Origin of the sequence: Achromobacter sp. SIMBA_011, from assembly GCF_046535435.1 — a bacterium.
GTDB lineage: Bacteria > Pseudomonadota > Gammaproteobacteria > Burkholderiales > Burkholderiaceae_B > Achromobacter > Achromobacter dolens.
Genome location: NZ_JAWRWN010000013.1, coordinates 1 through 16214 on the forward strand (window position 1 = coordinate 1; position 16214 = coordinate 16214).

The 16214-nt window shown below is 65.3% G+C and carries 18 protein-coding genes and 1 pseudogene; 5 read left to right on the forward strand and 14 right to left on the reverse strand.

Annotated features, from left to right (window positions below; translation table 11 throughout):
• The 14 genes and pseudogenes from SB816_RS28295 to SB816_RS28360 all read right to left on the reverse strand — a co-directional run.
• Positions 1-499: pseudogene (locus tag SB816_RS28295) on the reverse strand (hypothetical protein); the annotation flags it as partial.
• A 57-nt stretch (positions 500-556) separates the two neighbouring features.
• Positions 557-1144, reverse strand: coding sequence for an Nmad5 family putative nucleotide modification protein (locus tag SB816_RS28300; protein ID WP_410547862.1), 588 nt, complete (start codon positions 1142-1144; stop codon positions 557-559).
• Between the two features lie 38 nt (positions 1145-1182).
• Positions 1183-1383 carry a hypothetical protein gene (locus tag SB816_RS28305; protein ID WP_410547863.1) on the reverse strand — a complete coding sequence of 67 codons (201 nt, stop codon included), beginning with the start codon at positions 1381-1383 and terminating at the stop codon, positions 1183-1185.
• A 29-nt stretch (positions 1384-1412) separates the two neighbouring features.
• Entirely contained in the window at positions 1413-1610 is a 198-nt protein-coding gene (locus SB816_RS28310; RefSeq protein WP_241120493.1) for a hypothetical protein, read from the reverse strand.
• Between the two features lie 77 nt (positions 1611-1687).
• Positions 1688-3796, reverse strand: coding sequence for a DNA polymerase I (locus tag SB816_RS28315; RefSeq protein ID WP_410547864.1), 2109 nt, complete (start codon positions 3794-3796; stop codon positions 1688-1690).
• A complete protein-coding gene (locus tag SB816_RS28320) occupies positions 3793-4299 on the reverse strand; it encodes a zinc-finger-containing protein (protein ID WP_410547865.1) in 507 nt (168 codons plus the stop codon). The genes SB816_RS28315 and SB816_RS28320 overlap by 4 nt, the downstream gene beginning before the upstream one ends.
• Positions 4296-4664 carry an HNH endonuclease gene (locus tag SB816_RS28325; protein ID WP_410547866.1) on the reverse strand — a complete coding sequence of 123 codons (369 nt, stop codon included), beginning with the start codon at positions 4662-4664 and terminating at the stop codon, positions 4296-4298. Before SB816_RS28325 ends, SB816_RS28320 begins: the two co-directional genes overlap by 4 nt.
• Positions 4665-5149: 485 nt before the next feature.
• Entirely contained in the window at positions 5150-5569 is a 420-nt protein-coding gene (locus tag SB816_RS28330; protein ID WP_410547867.1) for a Gp49 family protein, read from the reverse strand.
• A gap of 14 nt (positions 5570-5583) precedes the next feature.
• Positions 5584-6183, reverse strand: a complete 600-nt coding sequence (locus SB816_RS28335; RefSeq protein WP_410547868.1) for an ssDNA-binding protein — start codon at positions 6181-6183, stop codon at positions 5584-5586.
• 40 nt (positions 6184-6223) lie between these two features.
• Complete coding sequence (locus SB816_RS28340; protein ID WP_410547869.1) at positions 6224-6430, reverse strand: hypothetical protein; 207 nt, start codon at positions 6428-6430, stop codon at positions 6224-6226.
• A complete protein-coding gene (locus SB816_RS28345) occupies positions 6427-7689 on the reverse strand; it encodes a DUF2800 domain-containing protein (RefSeq protein WP_410547870.1) in 1263 nt (420 codons plus the stop codon). Before SB816_RS28345 ends, SB816_RS28340 begins: the two co-directional genes overlap by 4 nt.
• Positions 7686-7940, reverse strand: coding sequence for a hypothetical protein (locus SB816_RS28350; RefSeq protein ID WP_410547871.1), 255 nt, complete (start codon positions 7938-7940; stop codon positions 7686-7688). Before SB816_RS28350 ends, SB816_RS28345 begins: the two co-directional genes overlap by 4 nt.
• Complete coding sequence (locus tag SB816_RS28355) at positions 7937-8431, reverse strand: hypothetical protein (RefSeq protein WP_410547872.1); 495 nt, start codon at positions 8429-8431, stop codon at positions 7937-7939. The genes SB816_RS28350 and SB816_RS28355 overlap by 4 nt, the downstream gene beginning before the upstream one ends.
• Positions 8432-8645: 214 nt before the next feature.
• Complete coding sequence (locus SB816_RS28360) at positions 8646-9083, reverse strand: hypothetical protein (protein WP_410547873.1); 438 nt, start codon at positions 9081-9083, stop codon at positions 8646-8648.
• Positions 9084-9231: 148 nt separating this feature from the next.
• Between SB816_RS28360 and SB816_RS28365 the strand changes: the two genes are divergently transcribed.
• From SB816_RS28365 to SB816_RS28385, 5 genes are all read left to right on the forward strand, one after another.
• Complete coding sequence (locus tag SB816_RS28365; protein WP_063588243.1) at positions 9232-9471, forward strand: YdaS family helix-turn-helix protein; 240 nt, start codon at positions 9232-9234, stop codon at positions 9469-9471.
• The gene (locus tag SB816_RS28370; protein ID WP_410547874.1) at positions 9468-11762 is read left to right on the forward strand and encodes a VapE domain-containing protein; all 2295 of its coding nucleotides are present in this window, start codon (positions 9468-9470) and stop codon (positions 11760-11762) included. Before SB816_RS28365 ends, SB816_RS28370 begins: the two co-directional genes overlap by 4 nt.
• A gap of 550 nt (positions 11763-12312) precedes the next feature.
• Positions 12313-12717, forward strand: coding sequence for a hypothetical protein (locus tag SB816_RS28375; RefSeq protein ID WP_410547875.1), 405 nt, complete (start codon positions 12313-12315; stop codon positions 12715-12717).
• Positions 12714-14138 carry a terminase gene (locus SB816_RS28380; protein WP_410547876.1) on the forward strand — a complete coding sequence of 475 codons (1425 nt, stop codon included), beginning with the start codon at positions 12714-12716 and terminating at the stop codon, positions 14136-14138. The genes SB816_RS28375 and SB816_RS28380 overlap by 4 nt, the downstream gene beginning before the upstream one ends.
• A 2-nt stretch (positions 14139-14140) precedes the next feature.
• Positions 14141-16207: a hypothetical protein gene (locus SB816_RS28385; RefSeq protein WP_410547877.1), complete on the forward strand. Its 2067-nt coding sequence runs from the start codon at positions 14141-14143 to the stop codon at positions 16205-16207.
• The last annotated feature ends 7 nt before the right edge of the window (positions 16208-16214 follow it).

Here is a 16214-nt window from a genome sequence, read left to right on the forward strand (position 1 = left end):
AGCCCGTGTTGCTGGCGGCCGAGTAGTCGCCCGTGTTGCTGGCGGCCGAGCGGTTGCCCGTGTTGCTGGCGGCCGAGTAGTCGCCCGTGTTGCTGGCGGCCGAGCCGTAGCCCGTGTTGCTGGCGTGGGAACGATCCTCGCTCGCCGTGGCGCCGTTCGCCTTATCCACGCGCGCCATGATCCAGTCGACGGCCCGCGTGATGAGCTGCGGGATGTTGAGTTCTGCCTCGATGGTGATCTTGCCGCTAGCCAGCTTCGTGTCGCCGTCTTCCTTCTTGTCGATCGCGCCGTGCGCTACGACCACGGCATACCGGCTGGTGGCGGGCTCGTAGTAATTGAAAACGTCCAGCGGGTACTCGCAGCTATGGAAGCCGCCGTCGGCGCAGCGCACGACCTTACCTTCGTGGGTGTAGGTCTTGCCCAGCTCGTACTGGTAGCCGCGGCAAACTAGCTTGCTGTCGAAGCCCTTGAACGCGGTGATGCGGGTGTCGTTGCTCATGGTGCGATCCTTGGATAAGGGTGTTTGCTACTGGAAAATTGCCTGATTGCTAAACATTTAGGCGTGCGAAGACCGCCGGGACTTTGCCTTGATGCCCAGCGCGGCGTTTACTTGCGGGACCAGCTCGACGGGAACAACGGCGGTGCTTACGGTCTTGGGCGCAGTGGAGGGCAGGAACTGTTCGCACTCGGGCCAGGCTTCGCGCAGGCGCGGCAGCGTCGTCACGGAATACACCAGGGCTTGCAGCTTCACGCGCAGGGCTTCCTTGTCGTCGCGTATGGCGGCATATTCTGCGGCCACGGTCTGGGCCTGGTCGTTCAGCGGGTGCGCGCCGCCCACCTTTATTTCCTGGTTGGCATGCCGGGGGAAGGGGCGCGCCTTCGACATTTTCAGGCTGTAGTGCTTTAGGCCGCTACGGTTGGGGTTCCAGCTAAAACCGGCGGCATCGATGTGGATTTCGCGATCATGGGAAACCCAGCCCTGGGGCAGTTTCTTGGCAATCTTCTCTGCGGCGCCATGCGTGTGGTCGTACAGCGCGTCCGCCAGCGCGGTGGTGGCGGCTTCGTGCGCCTTCTCGCGCGCTTTGAACGCATGCTGCAGTGCGCGCCCGATAAGTTCTTCGCGGAATTCTTTGGTGAGTCGCATCGTCATTTCCTCCGTGTCGCCCAGCTACTGGGCCGTTGTCAAAAGATTGGTTTGTTACGCTGCCATTCTTCGAGCTTGCGCACCTCTTCGAGGCTACGCGGGAGGCCCGGCTTGTCCTGCGCGAAAATCATGGTGCCGCTGGCGGAGCCAGTGCCGTTGGTGGCGAAGCCGCAGTCCTCGCAGCCCCACCAGAAGTTGTCGTCCCAGAGCCTGGGGCTACCGCAGCGCGGGCATGACATGGTTGTCTCCTTGCCCCGGGTGGGGAAGGTCAGGCCCAGTCCGGGCGCAGGTGGCGAGGACGGTAGGCCTTGGCCTGGCCGCAGTAAGCGCGGCGGGCGTACATCAGCGCGCCCTCGGCATTCCAACCATCAGCCCGCAACGACAGGTAGACGTTTGCGCTGAAGGCGTGGCCGCGCGATTCGGCAAGGCGGTAGATGCGGCGGCAGAGCTTGAGGGTGGTTGCCATGCTGTTTCTCCCGTTCTCCCCGGGGTGGGGAGGTGTTGAGCAAATATTAGCAAACGCTAAATCGAATAGTCAACAATTTATTCTTTGCGATATCGCAACGCTTCGAACCCGGCCGCCGCCAGAGGGATGTCCGGCGCCCAGGCCGGCGGCGTGGCCATGATGCTGGCCAGGTGCGCGGCGTTGAACTCGGGGCTGTCGGGCGCCTCGGTGATGATTTCGTCGTGGACAGTGAGCACGATCTGGTAGCCCGCCGCCTCGACCGCCGGCATGTTGTGGGCCAGAATGTCGCGCGCGAACGACTGGCAGGCGTTCTCGAAGAGCTTGCCGCCGTAGCTGTGCAGCCGCGTCCACTTGCGGCTGTACTGGTTCACGCCCATGTACGAGAACTTGCCGTTGTCATCGACCTGGGGGGACGGGTAGCACAGGAACCGGCCGGACGGCATGCGGATGCGCAACCAGGCGCCGTCGCGGCGCAGCCGGAACCGGCCGCAGTCTACGGTCGTGCCCGGGTTGCGTGTCGCGCGGATCGCGGATTCCTCCAGCGCGCCCCACAGTGCCTCGATCGCAGTGTGGCCGCGGCGCCACGCCCGCTTGAAGCTGTCGCACACAACGAAGGCGCGCTCGGATAGGCCGAACGTGCTGCGGCGCTTGCGGACGGTCCAGTCGTACATGCCCTTGGCCTCGTCGCGGATGTCGTCGGGCAGGCCTGGGTAGGCGTCCTCGGCCATCTGCTCGATGTCGAAACCGTAGGTCAGGGCCCCGGTCAGGAATGCGCCCACGCCGCCCTGATATGCCAGCATCAGCTCCATCACCTTGCCGATCTGGCGCATGGTCTTGTCGACGTCCTCGGGCCGCACGCCGAACGCCTTCGCGTATGCCACCTTGTACAGGTCGGCGCCGATGCCGGCGTCGAAGTCGCGAAACGCCTGCAGCTTCCAGGACTCGCCGGCCAGCCATGCCGCGTCGCGCCCTTCGATGTTGGCCAGGTCGGCCACCACCAGCTTTTTGCCGCGCGGCGCCACGATGCAGCCGCGGATCGCGGCGCTGGCCACTTCCATCACGTTCTCGTAGATCAGGTCCGCCGCGCCCGCCTTGATGGCGTCGATTCCGAAGTCTATTTCGTCCTGCAGGGCTTCATCGCGCAGCGTACCAATCTTGGGGCGCGGCAGGTTTTGCGGCTGCCAGAGCCGGCCGGCCCAGCGCCGCGTGCGGCCGGCGCCGGCGAACTGCAGCAGCCCGCGCAGGCGGCCGTCGGCGCTGGCGCCGTTGATGAGCCGCTTGTACTTGCTGGTGCTGGACGTGCTGGCCTGCAGGCGGATTGCCAGCAGCTCGCGCAGCGCCCAGGGCAGCGCCTGGTCTTCGATGCGGCGTTCCAGGGTGCTCGCCTGCAGGTCGGGCAGCTCGACGCCATACTCGGCCAGCAGGTGCGCCAGCAGCTTGTCGCGCTTGGTGGCCGACTCGACCGCGCCGTCGGTGAGTTCCACCGTCCGGGCGGCGAGGGATTTCTTGGCGCGCTCCACTGCGGTGACGGCGGTCTGGGCCAGTTCCCTGTCCACCAGAACGCCCCGCTGGTTGATGCGCTGATCCAGCAGCCACAGGTCGAACTCTTCGCCGCTGTAGTTCCAGGTGGGCATCTTGCGGTAGATGACCCGCATGGCCTCGATGTCCTGGCCGGCGTACTCGACAAACTGCGCCCACTCGGCCGGGTGCGTGTGGCGGGTGGCGCGGCGCAGCGCCTGGTTCTTGGGACGGGGCTTACAGAAAAGCTGAATGAAGGCCTTGCCGGTCTTCAGTTTGCGCTGGTCCAGCGGCACGTTCATCACGTCGCACAGGATGTCCAGCGCACCGGGCAGGGCGTGGGTGTAGGCCTGCACCATCGTGTCCCACCAGGCCGCCTCGGGGATCAGGGCGTGCAGCTCGGGCTGCGCGTGCTTCATGATCGTGCGGTCGAACATGCCCCCGTTGTGCCAGACGTGGCGCGTGTCGGGGCGCCGCAGGATCTCGACCAGCGCGGCCGGCGGGCGGGGGTCGGCCGTGGCATCCCAGACCCGCACCGGATCGTCGCCCAGGGCGTAGGCCCACAGCAGGATCTCGGCCTTTTCGGCGTAAGCGTGCGTGCCGTAGGTCTTGAGGTCGCGCTCGCTGAACGTTTCCAGGTCGTGGAAGGCGGTGGCGGTGGGGGTCATTGTTCGCGTGCCTCCAGGGCGCACCAGCAGGCGTCGCGCGCGGCCAGGGCCAGGGAGCGATCGAACATACCGAAGTGACAGATGGATGCCGGGATATCCAGCTCGCCCGCCAGCCACGCATAGCCGGCATTGCGATCCCGGTTGTGCTTCACCAGCACCAGGCGCTGAAACACAGTCTTGGCTTCCTTGCGTGCCTGGATCGTGTGGCGGTCGGCCATGATGCCCAGCGGCAGATCGGTGTCCGGGTGCAGGCCGACGTAGGCCTGGCACTGTGCGCACCGGTAGACGTAAGGCCACGCGCCAAAGGACTGGCCGCCGTAGATGTCACGGTTGTTGGTCAGCTTCACCGGGCCGCCGCAGCAATGGCACGACGTGGGCTGCTCGATGCGGTCGCGTACTCGCGCCAGGGCGCGGCGCGAGACATGGGGTAGCGGCGCCGGCGGCTTGAGCGAGGTCTTGCTTTGGCTGCGCGGATCCACGCCCAGGACTTTGATCTTGTTCATGCTGCTTTCCTGAATGGGGTAAAGTGCCGGCCCTCGGCCACGCACTGCCGGATGTTCTTGCGCTGCGTGCCGCCCTGCAGGTGAGCGGGGTTGCAGCACAGCTTGTTGTTGCACAAGTGCATCGCCACGCTTTTGCTGTTCAGGCGCCGGCCGCCCATCTCGACCAGGGCGACGCGGTGCGCGAGCGCGGATTTCACCTTGCCCTTGCGCGGGCCCTTCTTGAACCGCATGCTCATCTTTCCGTAGCCTGACGCGTTGCGCGCACCGGTCCAGAGCCAGCAGGGCGTGCCGTTGTGGAACAGCTCGTCAGAGATCATGGTGTTGGCCAGGATGCGCTCGGCCAGGCTTGCGTACGGCGATGCCACGGCTACCCCACCACGTCGAAATCGTCGGCGGCGTCAGCCAACAGGTCGGCGGCTCTGCATTGGTGCAGTACACCGCCGGCGTACAAGCGCCAGCCACCGGGTGTTTCAGTCCAGATAAGGCCGTCAACCCTGCAGCGGTTGCATTCGACTGGACGTTCGTGCCAACCAGGGCGCGGAGACCAGCGGCGGGGTAGACCCCAATATGTGCCCGGGTCGCTCAACAGTCGGTCTATGGAATCGTCCGCGTATTCACCCACGGTTCACCTCGAATTGTTGGGACGGACCATGCCCCGGATTGCCGCCATTTCTATTGCCGGCTTCCAACGGATTGCGCAGACTCTCCAGCCCCGTGAACAGCAGTGCGGGCGAAGCTGGGTAGCGATCCGGAGCGTGGGCGCCGTGTGGTCCTGGGCACGGCTGGGGAGGATGGGAAGCCCCCGCTATCGCGCAGCGCCGTTTTGGGGCGGCGCTGCGCGGTTTTGAACTCAGCGCGGCGGCCGCGAGGTCCCAGCCAGGTCGGCCGCGGCGTCTGCCTCGGTCAGCACGGGGCGAGACAGCTCGGTGCGCAACGCGTAGCCCATCAGCGGCCAGATCTTCTGCACGGCGTTCTGGCGGGCGATGTTGCGGCCGATTTCAGTGTCGAAGTTCTCCGGGCTGGCGCACGCGCTTTCACCGGACACGGTGAAGCCGTTGCGCAACGTCAACACGCAGATGGTCAGCAACCGCGTGCTGTCGCTGGTGGGCACACCCAAGGCATCGGCGGCGTTGCCCACGGTGAAGCACAGTTCCGCGGCGATGTTGGCCTCGATGTCCGCCGGCGTGACACGCGGCGCGGTCTTGCCCTTGGACTGGATCTGTTGCTCGAAGCTGACGTCGTCGGTGCGTGGCGAAGCGATGTTGTGCATGGTGATACCCCTTGTTAGGCCAGATCGTCGCCGGCGGTCGAGCCGTCGCCCAAGTCGTCGAAGTCGCTGGCGTCGCCCTTGCTGGTGCCGCCGAACGAATCACCGCCCTTGGCGAACTGCACAGCGTTGACCGTGCAGCGGATGGTCTTGCCGTATTTGTTGTCCTGGGCCCACAGGTCGACCGTGGCATTCACGTAGCAGCCCGAGTAAATGCGGCCTTCCTTGCCAGGGTAGGCGGTGCCCTTGGCCGCGTCGATGATGGGCGACTTGTCGGCGTCCAGCAGCAAGGGCATGCCGTCCTTCTTTTGGCGCACCGCGCCCAGCGCCATGTTGCCCTCGAAGCCGTCGTAGGCCTTGCGCTTGCCGGGGTAGTAGCAGACCTCCTTCGGGTTGCCCGTCTCCAGCAGGTTGTCGACGATGGCCTTGCCCTTGGCGCCCCACTTTTCCGCCGCGACGGCGTACATGCTGTCCTCGACGGCCTTGCGGGCGGGGTGGCCCTGTTCGGGGATCAGGAAGGTGCAGCCGTAGCGCTCTTCCTGGCCAGGTTCGAAGGCTTTGGCTTCGGTCAGCGCCTGGGCGAAGGCGACGCGGACGACATTCAATTTCACTTTCATGGTTCAGTTCCTTATGGGTCTGTCTATTTGCTGCTGGGGTTCAACGAAAAAGCTCGGGGTGTGCGCGCTTGGCGCGATCCACGGCACTGGCGATCGCCTTGGCGCGCTGCAAAGGGTTCTTGACGCGGGCGGCCGCCTGCAGCGCCTGGCGAGATTCGAGCGGCAGGACGGCGGCCGCGGCGCTGGTGGCGCAGGACGCTGCCGTTGGCGATCCGCTGCTGGCCTGCGGTTGGCGCGTCGTGTTCATACGAGATCTGCCCCTTCTGCCGCGCCAGCGCCGGCCGTGACGTCGTCGAAGTCGTCCGCCGCAGGCTTGATGACCAGCGCGGGGCGCTTGTCAGATTCCGGCGCGACGCTCGGTGAGCCCTCGGACTTGGTGATCAGCGCCTGGGCCTTGGCCCAACGGCGCGGCGTGTCCTTCAGCAGCTTCTCGGCCGTGGTCGGGCTGATCACCGTCTTGTCGTACATCTCGTCCGCCTTCAGGCGCATCGACTTGAACAGGTCCTCGGCCTCCTGTTCGCTGGTCCACTTGCGCGGGCCGGCGCGGCCCTTGACCAGCTTCCAGCCTTCGATCGGCTCGCCCAGCAGCAGGCGGCGCTCGACCTCGCCACGAACACCCTTGCACCAGATTTCGATCAGGTCGATCGCCTGCATCGCCTTACCCAGGGCCTCGGGGGTGCTGGGGGATAGCGCTTTCAGGGTCATGGCTTTCTGCTCGTCTGATACCGCCCATGCGGTCAGGTTGTCGAAATCGGCGCCGATCTCTTCCTGGACGCGTTGGGCCAGCGCGGGGCAGGTCGCTTTCGCCTTGCAGAAGCGGCACGCCTTCTCGGACGGGCCGAAGTCGGACGGCGCGGGCGGCGTTTCGCTGTCGACGTACAGGTACGCCCGCTCGGCGGCTTCCTTCAGACGCGCGCCGCGCTCGCGCAGCTCGTCGACGGTGATGGCCCACTCGCTGAGGTGGTTCAGGCGCGGCTGATGGATGGTCATGCGCACGCGTTCGAAGTCCATCAGCACGGCGAACTGATCCAGCGCGCCCAGGGCGTACAAGATCATCTGCTTGTTTTCCTCGGCGTCGACCTTCACGCCGCGGCCGAACTTCAGGTCGCAGATGTGCAGCTCTCCGTCCTCGCGCAGGATGACCGCGTCGGACGTTCCGAAAGCCTCGGGCACCCAGCCGCTGATATTCAGCCGCTGCTCGAGCATGAGCTCGTGCCCGGCGCTGACGTCGCGCACGTAGTCCACATACTTCTGGACTTCGGTCGCCATGTCCGCCGTGACTTCGACGGCGATGCCGCCGCGCATCGGAATGCGTTGGCCCTTGTAGGCCATGGCTTCCTGGCCTTCGCGCAGCGCCATTTCGGCGACAGCGTGGGCGGCCGTGCCCTCGTCGGCGTAGTCGCTGCTGGAGTCCGGGTAGCCGGCCTCCAGCTGGACGCTTGCCGGGCACGTAGACCACCGTTCGGCGCCGGAGGGCGATAGGGTGGCGTGTGCGGGTTCAGTCATTTCAAGGTCCCCAGGTTGGCGTGGCCGTACACGCGCTTGAGCTTCTGGTACACGGCACGGGTGCAGGTCGCTGCGTGGCGGGCCGTGCCGACCACCTCGGCGAAGGCCGTCAACGGTCGGCCCATGGCATCCAGCTCGCCGGTGGGCACGACCACTTGACGCCCACCCTCGCTGACCAGCTTGTGCGAGGGCAGGCCGGCCGTCATGCGGCGCGCGGCCCGGCGCAGGGCACGAGCTTTGCGGCCGTTCATGCGAGCGCCTTTTCGTCGGACGCGATCGGGTCGTAGGTGCCCGCGATCACCTGCTCGGCCTTGGCCTTGAAATCGGCGAACTGGTCAGGCTTGAGCGCCTTGGCCGACTGCACGCCGAAGCGCTGCAGCAGCGCCTCGGCCTTCTCGCGGCTGTCCTTGGCAATGGCCAGCACCAAGGGCTTGACGTCGGTGTCGTAGTTCAGCTCGGCGGGCGTGTCACCCTTCGCGCCTTGCGTGCTGGCGCTCTCGGATGCGGTCGAGGAACTGCCCGAGCTGTTCGACGCAGCCGGGGTCTGCGCTTCCGTGGAAGGCTTGGCGGTGGTGGCCGCCGTCTCGGGCTTTTTTTCCGCTTGGGCCTTGGCGGGCGCCGGCGCAGTGCCGGTGGCCAACTGCGTGGCGGTCTCGAGGGCTTCGGCCGCCGTGCCCAGCATGGCGGTGAAGATGACCTTGGCGTGAGAAATCTCGCGTTCGACGGTGATTCCAAAATTCATGTTGTGTGCTCCTGATAGAAATCGGTGACTGCGATTGCAGATTAGCAAACAGTACACTTTCGGGCAACCACAATTTCGCAGTTGCTAATCTGCGCGGAAATAAAAAAACCCGCCGAGGCGGGTTCTTTTGGGGACGTACACGCTACGCTGGCGCGCGCATCCCCCGATCTAGTTTTGCACTACGCGCAGTGGTGCGCAGGTGGGCGTGTCGCACTCACATAGTGAGCTTGAGCAACCGAGCGGCGAACTCACGGTCGATGGTGCCGACGCGCTGGGCGTGCTCGTAGACCAGGTTCACGACCTCGCCGAACTTGTCGGGCGAAAGCGACACACCCAGGCTCTGTTGTATCTCCGCAACCGCTTTGACAGCGCCGCCGACGAAGCTCGGGTCCGTGTGCACGGTCGCCTGGGGCGCGATGCCGCCTACAGACGAGTGCGGCTGGTCCATCCAGTATTCGGGTTTACCGGCGGCCTGCTCAATGCGGCGGCTGGTTTTCTCGGTGATCGCTCGGTGGCCGTTGGCCATTTGCGACAGGAACGACGGGCCCGACTGTCCCAGCTTTTTAGCAAAGCTCGCCGGGCCCCCTTGCTCTTCCAGGACAGTGCGCAGGTTCTGGCGGCGTTGTTTCGTGAGCGCGGACTCTTGATTCATGGGAAGTTCCTCGGGCCGGTTGGGTGGGGTTAACGCTAGGCCGGGACAGTAACATCCGTGCGAAAGATAAGCAATACGTAATGTTGCCTTGCCCGCGAATATGGCTGATTGCTAAACTACGTTAGCAAACTGACCATTGGAGCGACCTATGAAAGAAGATCCGTTGGCCGCGGTGTACGCGGCGCGGTTGTCCCACCTGCGCAAGATCGCCGAGAAAGAGGGCGGCCAGGATGCGCTGGCGCGGCGCCTGGGGGTCGGCCAGTCTTACGTATCCCAGCTCATCGGCAAGAACCCCGAGCGCAACATCAGCGAGCGCACCGCGCGGCGCATCGAGCGCCAGCTGCAGCTGCCGGTGGGAATGCTTGATCTCGCACCGGCGGGCGTATGACCGACGCCGAGAAACAGGCACTGGTGACAGCGCTCGGGCCTATTGTCGATCGCGTGCGCCGCGATGTGTGCTGGAAGAAAACCGACGACGGGCCGCGCCGCGTCGACGAGGCCTTGACCGACGCGCGCCTGGCGCAGCACGTCAACGGCGGCCCGGCTTATGGCGCGGCGCCCATCCGGCCGGGCGAGTCCGCCACGATGCTTGGCGTCCTGGACTTCGACAGCCACAAGGGCGACACGGCGTGGCCGGAGATGCAGGCCACGGCCCTGCGTGTCATGGTGGCGCTTGGGCGGCAGGGCGGCCGGCCGGTGGCGTTCCGGTCCTCTGGTGGTCACGGCATCCATCTTTATTGCCTGTGGGCCGCGCCCCAGGACGCGTACAGCGTGCGTGTGTGGTTGCGCGCGGCGCTGGCCGCCGCGGGCCTTGCGCCGGGCACAAAGGGTGTCGCCGACGGCCAAGTCGAGGTGTTCCCCAAGCAGGACGCCGTGGGCACGGAAAAAAAGCGCTTCGGCAACATGTTCATCCTTCCGCTGGCCGGCGCCAGCGTGCCGCTGGACCCGTTCGACCTGGACGACCTGCCGCGCGATTATCTGGTCGGCATGAACTGGCCGATGTCGGACCCCGTGCCGGTGCTGGAGAAGCCCGAACGCGGCGCTGTGCTGGTGCCGGCCGGCGACGCGGACGCCGCGGTGCTGCAAAGCGCCCTGGGGGCCATCGCGAACGAGGATGGCGCGGCGCTTGACTATGACCAGTGGCGCGACGTCATTTTCGCCATCCACCACGCGACCGCCGGCGCCGACTACGGTCTCGAGCTCGCCCACCAGTTCAGCGCGCGCAGCAGCAAATACGACCCCGACTTTCTGGACAACCGCGTCTGGCCCTACATCGATAGCGCGAGGCCCGACGCGGTGACCGTGCGCACGGTGCTACACATGGCCCGGCAGGCCGGTTGGCAGGAGCCGGCCGAGCTGGTGGCGCGCGACTTCGATGTGGTGCAGGCGCCGCGCGCGCCGGACGGCCAGCCGGCCGCGCCGCTGCCGCCCTTCAAGCGGGACGATCACGGCAACATCCTGGCCACCATCGACAACCTCACCATGGCCGCGCGCGATCCGCGCTGCTGCAACGTGGTGTTGCGCTACGACGACTTCCGGGCCGAGATCATGGCCGCGCCCGCTGATGCGCCCGGCGCCTGGCGCCAGTTCGAGGACGCCGACTACACCCGCATGCAGATATTCATGGAGCGCGGCGGGTTCAAGAAGATCACCAAGGAGGCATTGCGCGACGCGGTGTGGTTGGTGGCGATCGAGAACCGCTTCGACTCGGCGATCGAGTGGGCCCGCAGTCTGAAATGGGACGGTGTGCCGCGCGCCGAGACGTTCCTGGAACGCTACTGTGGCGTGAAAGCCACGCCATACGCGCGCGCCGTGTCGCGCTACACGTGGTCGGCGCTTGCCGCGCGGGCCATGGAGCCGGGCGCGAAGGCGGACATGGTGCCGGTGCTGATCGGCCCGCAGGGCGCACGCAAGTCGTCCGGCGTGGCCGCCATGGTGCCCTGGCCGGAGCTGTTCGCCGAGATGGATCTGGCCGACCGCGACGCCGAGGCCAGCCGGCGCATGCGCGGGCGCCTGGTGATCGAGCTGGCCGAGCTCAAGGGCCTGTACTCGCGCGAGGCCGAGGCCATCAAGGCCTTCATCACGCGGCGCCACGAAGAGTGGCGGCCCCTCTACAAGGAGTTCAACACCATTTTCCCGCGGCGCAATCTCTTCATCGGTACGGCCAACGTGGGTGAGTTCCTGTCCGACGATACGGGCGAGCGACGCTGGTTGCCGGTGGTGGTCGACGGTTTGGTGGATGTGGAGGCGATCGAGCGGGACCGGCTGCAGCTTTGGGCCGAAGGCTGCGCCATGTTCCAGGCAGCCGGCGTGGATTGGTACGAGGCTGAAACGCTTGCGCGCGACGTGCATGGCGATCACAAGATCAGCGATTCGTGGGCGCCCGTGGTTGAAAAATGGCTCACCGCTGGCGATTTCGATGTCGTGGGTGGCGAGCCGGGCCCGGAGGCGGGCCGCCGCACGGTGGTCCAGACCCACGAGGTGCTGATAGGGGCCTTGGGCTTTGACGCAAAAAACATCAAGAAAGGAGAAGAGAGGCGCGTTGCGGCGATTTTGAAGTCGCAAAACTATGCGCTTGGCCGTCCATATGTGAACGGGAAACGGTGCCGCGCCTGGGTGTACGAAATTGCGAATTCGCAAGATTCAGCGAGTACGCAAGATTTTGCGGATTTAGTGTGATGAGCGCGCCGCACTTGGGACGGATGGGACGTATCGGGACGGATGGGAATGACCAGTATCCGTCCCATGGAAAAGCCAATAAACACAAGGGTTTGCGGGGTGTTGGGACGTATGGGACATATAAATCTCTTACCTTAATCGCGCGAAAGAATAGGGGGAAAAAAGGTAAAGATAGCAACGAGGTGTCCCATCCGTCCCATCCGTCCCATGCTGAATACGTAGATTTTTGCGAGTTTATGCAGGTGCCCGCGGCCGAGAGATTCGGGCAGGCGGAGCGGCCTTGCGGAGGGCACCGATGATGCGTCTCCTGGATGTCGATTCGTTCCCGATCGGAACCGAGGTGCAGACGCCGACCGGGCGTAGGGGCACTGTGGTAGCGCATAAGGGTTCCGAGTCCCGCCGCGATGCGCACGAGCGCTGTGTCGTGCGCTACGTCGACGGTGGAGGCCGCGACCGTTCAACCGTCGTTCTGATGCCACACCTGTTGACCAAATGCCCGGGGCCGTCGCCGGCGCCGACAGAATGAGCCATCACTGCATCGCGGTTTGAAATGATGGAAAACAATCAAACTAAATCAAACGGCTCGAAGCGCGGTGGCGCCAGGAAAGGCGCAGGCCGCAAGCCGGGCGCCGCCACCAAGAAGACGCGCGAGATCGCCGACAAGGCCGCCGCCGAAGGCATCACGCCGCTGGAGGTCATGTTGCGCGCTATGACCGCGCTCGTCGACCAGGCCGATGCGCTGGCCGCCGGGAGCGGCGCCAAGGACAAGGAGCAGACCGCCGAACTGAACGGTAAGGCCGTGAGCCGGATTGGCCTGCTGGTGGCCGCCGCAGATGTCGCGAAAGACGCGGCGCCGTACATCCATCCGCGCCTGGCCGCCGTCGAGCACACAGGCAAGGACGGAAAGCCGTTGACGGTCCCCGCGACGATCAACGTGACCATCGGCAAGAAATGACCGCGCTGGACATCAACCTGCACCCGCGCCAGGGTGAAATCCTATCGAGCATCGCCACCGAGATCCTGTTCGGTGGCGCGGCGGGCGGTGGCAAGTCTTTTCTGATGCGGGCGCTGGCGATCATCTGGTGCGCGGCAATCCCCGGCCTGCAGGTCTACCTTTTCCGTCGCGTGCTGGACGACCTGATCAAAAACCACATGGAAGGGAGCCGCGGGTTTCGTGCCATGCTGGCGCCGTGGGCTGTGCGCGGCCTGGTACAGATCTTGGAAACGGAGATTCGCTTCTGGAACGGCTCGAAAATCTACTTGTGCCACTGCCAGCACGAGAAGGATCGATTCAAGTACCAGGGCGCGGAAATTCATGTGCTCCTGATCGACGAGCTCACGACCTTCACGGATGTGATCTACCGCTTTCTGCGCTCGCGTGTGCGGATGACGTCCATTGAGCTGCCGGCGGAGCACCGCGGTTGCTTCCCCCGCATACTGGCTGGCTCCAACCCCGGCAACGTCGGACACGGCTGGGTGAAAGCCGCCTGGGGCCTGGGCAAGGACGGCGCCCACGAGCCTATGGAGATCTGGCGCACCCCGGATGAAGAGGGCGGGATGCTGCGGCAGTATGTGCCGGCGCTGCTGGAGGACAACCCGACCATGGCTCAGGACGATCCGACCTACCGCGCGCGCCTGCGCGGCCTGGGCTCGGCGGCCGTGGTGCGGGCGTTCGAAAAAGGGGACTGGGATGCGGTGGCCGGGTCCTTCCTGGAGGGTGTTTTCGACCCCGAGCGCCACGTCATCAAGCCTTTCGTCATCCCGCACACCTGGAAGGTGTGGAAGGCCATGGACTGGGGCTTCGCCAAGCCCTACAGCGTGGGCTGGTGGGCGCTGTCCAACGACGGCGTCTACTACCGCTGGCGCGAGCTGTACGGCTACGGCGGCAAGGCCAACGTGGGCAGCCGCGAGGAAGCGGCCGCCGTGGCCAGGCGCATCAAGGAAATCGAGAAGCACGATGCGCGCATGGGTTACGAATATCGGCAGAACATCGCCGACTCGGCCATCTTCAGCGAGCAGGGCACCGAGAGCATCGCCCGCGCATTCAAGCAGGGCGGGGTGATCTGGCGTGAGTCGGCCAAGGGGCGCGGCTCGCGGATCAACGGCGCCCAGCGCATCGTCGACCTGCTCATGGCCGACCGGCTCAAGGTGTTCGAGTCGTGCAAGCACTGGATCCGCACCGTGCCGCTTCTGATGCCCGACCAGAGCCTGCTCGAGGACGTGGACACATCGATGGAAGATCACGCCTGGGACGAGACCATGTATGCGACAGGCCCGATCCGCCGCGCGCCGGATACCCAGAATCAACAAAAATCCGACGACGACGCCGCGGACGGTGAACATGACGCCCATGGAAACTACAGCATGCGGGTTTGACCATGGCGACTGACGACCTGTTGACCCCGACCGCCGACGAGGCGCCGAAAAATGAGCTACCCACGCCGCCGGACGATCCGCTGGCCAAGAAGTGGGCCGGCCGGGTTTCGCGCGGCCGAAAGCACTGGGCGAAGCTGCGCAAGCGCATCGCCCACAACCGCAAGAAGGTGGCGGGGTTCTGCTGGGACAAGGACCCCGACACTCAGGAGTTCGTCGACCCGCGCGCCAACCTGATTTTCGCCACCGCCCAGGCCACGCTGCCGAACATCTACGCCCGAAACCCGGATGTTTCGGTAACGGGCACCTGGCGCAACAAGGACGTCAGGCTGTTCTGCGAGACGCTGGAGACGGTGCTGTCCAAGCAAATGCGGATGGCCAAGCTCAAAAGCCGGATGAAAATGTCGGTGCTGGCGGCGATGACCGAGTATTTCGGCATCGTGAAGATGACCTACCAGCGCGACATCGAGCAGGATCCGCTTATCATGCAGCGGATCAGCGACGCCCAGGACAACCTGGTGCAGTTGGAAAACCTGATACAGCAGTCGGAGGATCCGGAAAGCCGCGGCGATGCCGAGCTGAAGAAGCGCGAACTGGAAGAGCAACTGCGCGGCCTGGAAGCTCAAACCGAGGTTGTTCGGTCCGAAGGGCTTGTCCTGGACCGGATACTGCCGGAACACCTGATCATCGACGACGCTGTCGTGGAGTTCGACGACTACGCCAGCGCGGACTGGATGATCCAGGAGGTGCCAATGGCGCGCGGTCGGGCGCAGGGCCTGTACAAGGTGGACCTGTCCAAGGCCAAGGCCTATAAGGCGACCGCCTTCCAGATGGGCAATGGCAAGGACAGCCAGGGAATGGACGGCGGCAATCGCCTCATGTCGGGTGAAACGCAGCAGGCGGGTGGCGACGAAGAGATCATCTGCATTCTGGAAATCTGGGATCGCACGAGCCAGTTGGTCTACACCATGGCCGACGGTTGCAACTTCTTCTGCCGTGAGCCCTACCCGGTGGACAAGGCCGGCCAGCGCTGGTATCCCTATTTCATCCTACCTTACGCGGTGCTGCCGGGTCAGTTTGTGGCCCCGTGCCTGGTCGACCTGACCGAGAAGCTGCAGAACGAATACAACGACACGCGCGACAAGTTCGCCAACCATCGGGATCTGAACAAGCCGGGCTGGATCGGTGACCGTGAGGCTGTCGATTCGAAGAATGTGCAGCGATTCACGGATAGCGTGCTCGGCGAGGTCACGCTGGTGGACGCCAACGGCAAGCCGCTGGATCAGGTCATCCGGCCTAAGCAATCGATCCCGGTGAACCCCGCCGACTATGACACCGGCCCGATCCGCGTGGACTGGGAACAGGTCACCGGCTTGCAAGACGCCGCGCGCTCGACCGTAGTGCAGCCCAAGACGGCCACTGAGGCCAGCATCATGCAGCAGTCGCTGTCCGGCCGCACGGCTGAATTCCGCGACAAGCTGGAGGATCTGCTGCAGGAAATGGACGAGTGCGCCGCGCAGATCCTGCTGCAGGAGCTGTCTCCGGCGCAGGTCGAGCGCTACACCGGCCAGCACAAGATGGGCGTCGCGCCGGACCCGATGAACCCCAGCGCCATGATTCAGGTCATCGAGGAACCCGCATACGATTGGCCGCAGCTTTCACGCGACCAGATCTTCGACATGGTCGAGATCAACATCGTGGCCGGTACCACCGGCGCGCCGGACAAGACGCAAGCGCAGGAAACGTGGGCGAAGATATTTCCCATGGTGCAGCAACTGCTGGTCCAGATCATGCAGATCTCGGCCCAGGGCGGCGACTACTCGCCGCTGAAGGCGCTGCTGCGCGAAACGCTGCACCGTTTCGACGATCGTATCGACGTCGACCAGTTCCTGCCGACGCCGGCGCCAGTGGCCGCTCCTGCCGCGCCCAGGGCAGTGCCGGCCGCTCAAGCCCCACAAGGGGCTATGGGGCAGCCCACCCCCACCCAAGATCCCATGGCGGCCGTCCAGCAGGGCGGCCAAGTCCCCGGGGCGCCCGCCCAGGCGCCCGCACTCCCCGCACTCACCCAATAGGAGCTTC

Coding starts and splice junctions, on each gene's coding strand:
- SB816_RS28360 (WP_410547873.1), bottom strand. CDS start 9,083: ATGAATCAAGAGTCCGCGCTCACGAAACAACGCCGCCAGAACCTGCGC.
- SB816_RS28340 (WP_410547869.1), bottom strand. CDS start 6,430: ATGAACACGACGCGCCAACCGCAGGCCAGCAGCGGATCGCCAACGGCA.
- SB816_RS28380 (WP_410547876.1), top strand. CDS start 12,714: ATGACCGCGCTGGACATCAACCTGCACCCGCGCCAGGGTGAAATCCTA.
- SB816_RS28300 (WP_410547862.1), bottom strand. CDS start 1,144: ATGCGACTCACCAAAGAATTCCGCGAAGAACTTATCGGGCGCGCACTG.
- SB816_RS28345 (WP_410547870.1), bottom strand. CDS start 7,689: ATGACTGAACCCGCACACGCCACCCTATCGCCCTCCGGCGCCGAACGG.
- SB816_RS28330 (WP_410547867.1), bottom strand. CDS start 5,569: ATGCACAACATCGCTTCGCCACGCACCGACGACGTCAGCTTCGAGCAA.
- SB816_RS28305 (WP_410547863.1), bottom strand. CDS start 1,383: ATGTCATGCCCGCGCTGCGGTAGCCCCAGGCTCTGGGACGACAACTTC.
- SB816_RS28375 (WP_410547875.1), top strand. CDS start 12,313: ATGATGGAAAACAATCAAACTAAATCAAACGGCTCGAAGCGCGGTGGC.
- SB816_RS28355 (WP_410547872.1), bottom strand. CDS start 8,431: ATGAATTTTGGAATCACCGTCGAACGCGAGATTTCTCACGCCAAGGTC.
- SB816_RS28365 (WP_063588243.1), top strand. CDS start 9,232: ATGAAAGAAGATCCGTTGGCCGCGGTGTACGCGGCGCGGTTGTCCCAC.
- SB816_RS28385 (WP_410547877.1), top strand. CDS start 14,141: ATGGCGACTGACGACCTGTTGACCCCGACCGCCGACGAGGCGCCGAAA.
- SB816_RS28350 (WP_410547871.1), bottom strand. CDS start 7,940: ATGAACGGCCGCAAAGCTCGTGCCCTGCGCCGGGCCGCGCGCCGCATG.
- SB816_RS28370 (WP_410547874.1), top strand. CDS start 9,468: ATGACCGACGCCGAGAAACAGGCACTGGTGACAGCGCTCGGGCCTATT.
- SB816_RS28315 (WP_410547864.1), bottom strand. CDS start 3,796: ATGACCCCCACCGCCACCGCCTTCCACGACCTGGAAACGTTCAGCGAG.
- SB816_RS28335 (WP_410547868.1), bottom strand. CDS start 6,183: ATGAAAGTGAAATTGAATGTCGTCCGCGTCGCCTTCGCCCAGGCGCTG.
- SB816_RS28320 (WP_410547865.1), bottom strand. CDS start 4,299: ATGAACAAGATCAAAGTCCTGGGCGTGGATCCGCGCAGCCAAAGCAAG.
- SB816_RS28310 (WP_241120493.1), bottom strand. CDS start 1,610: ATGGCAACCACCCTCAAGCTCTGCCGCCGCATCTACCGCCTTGCCGAA.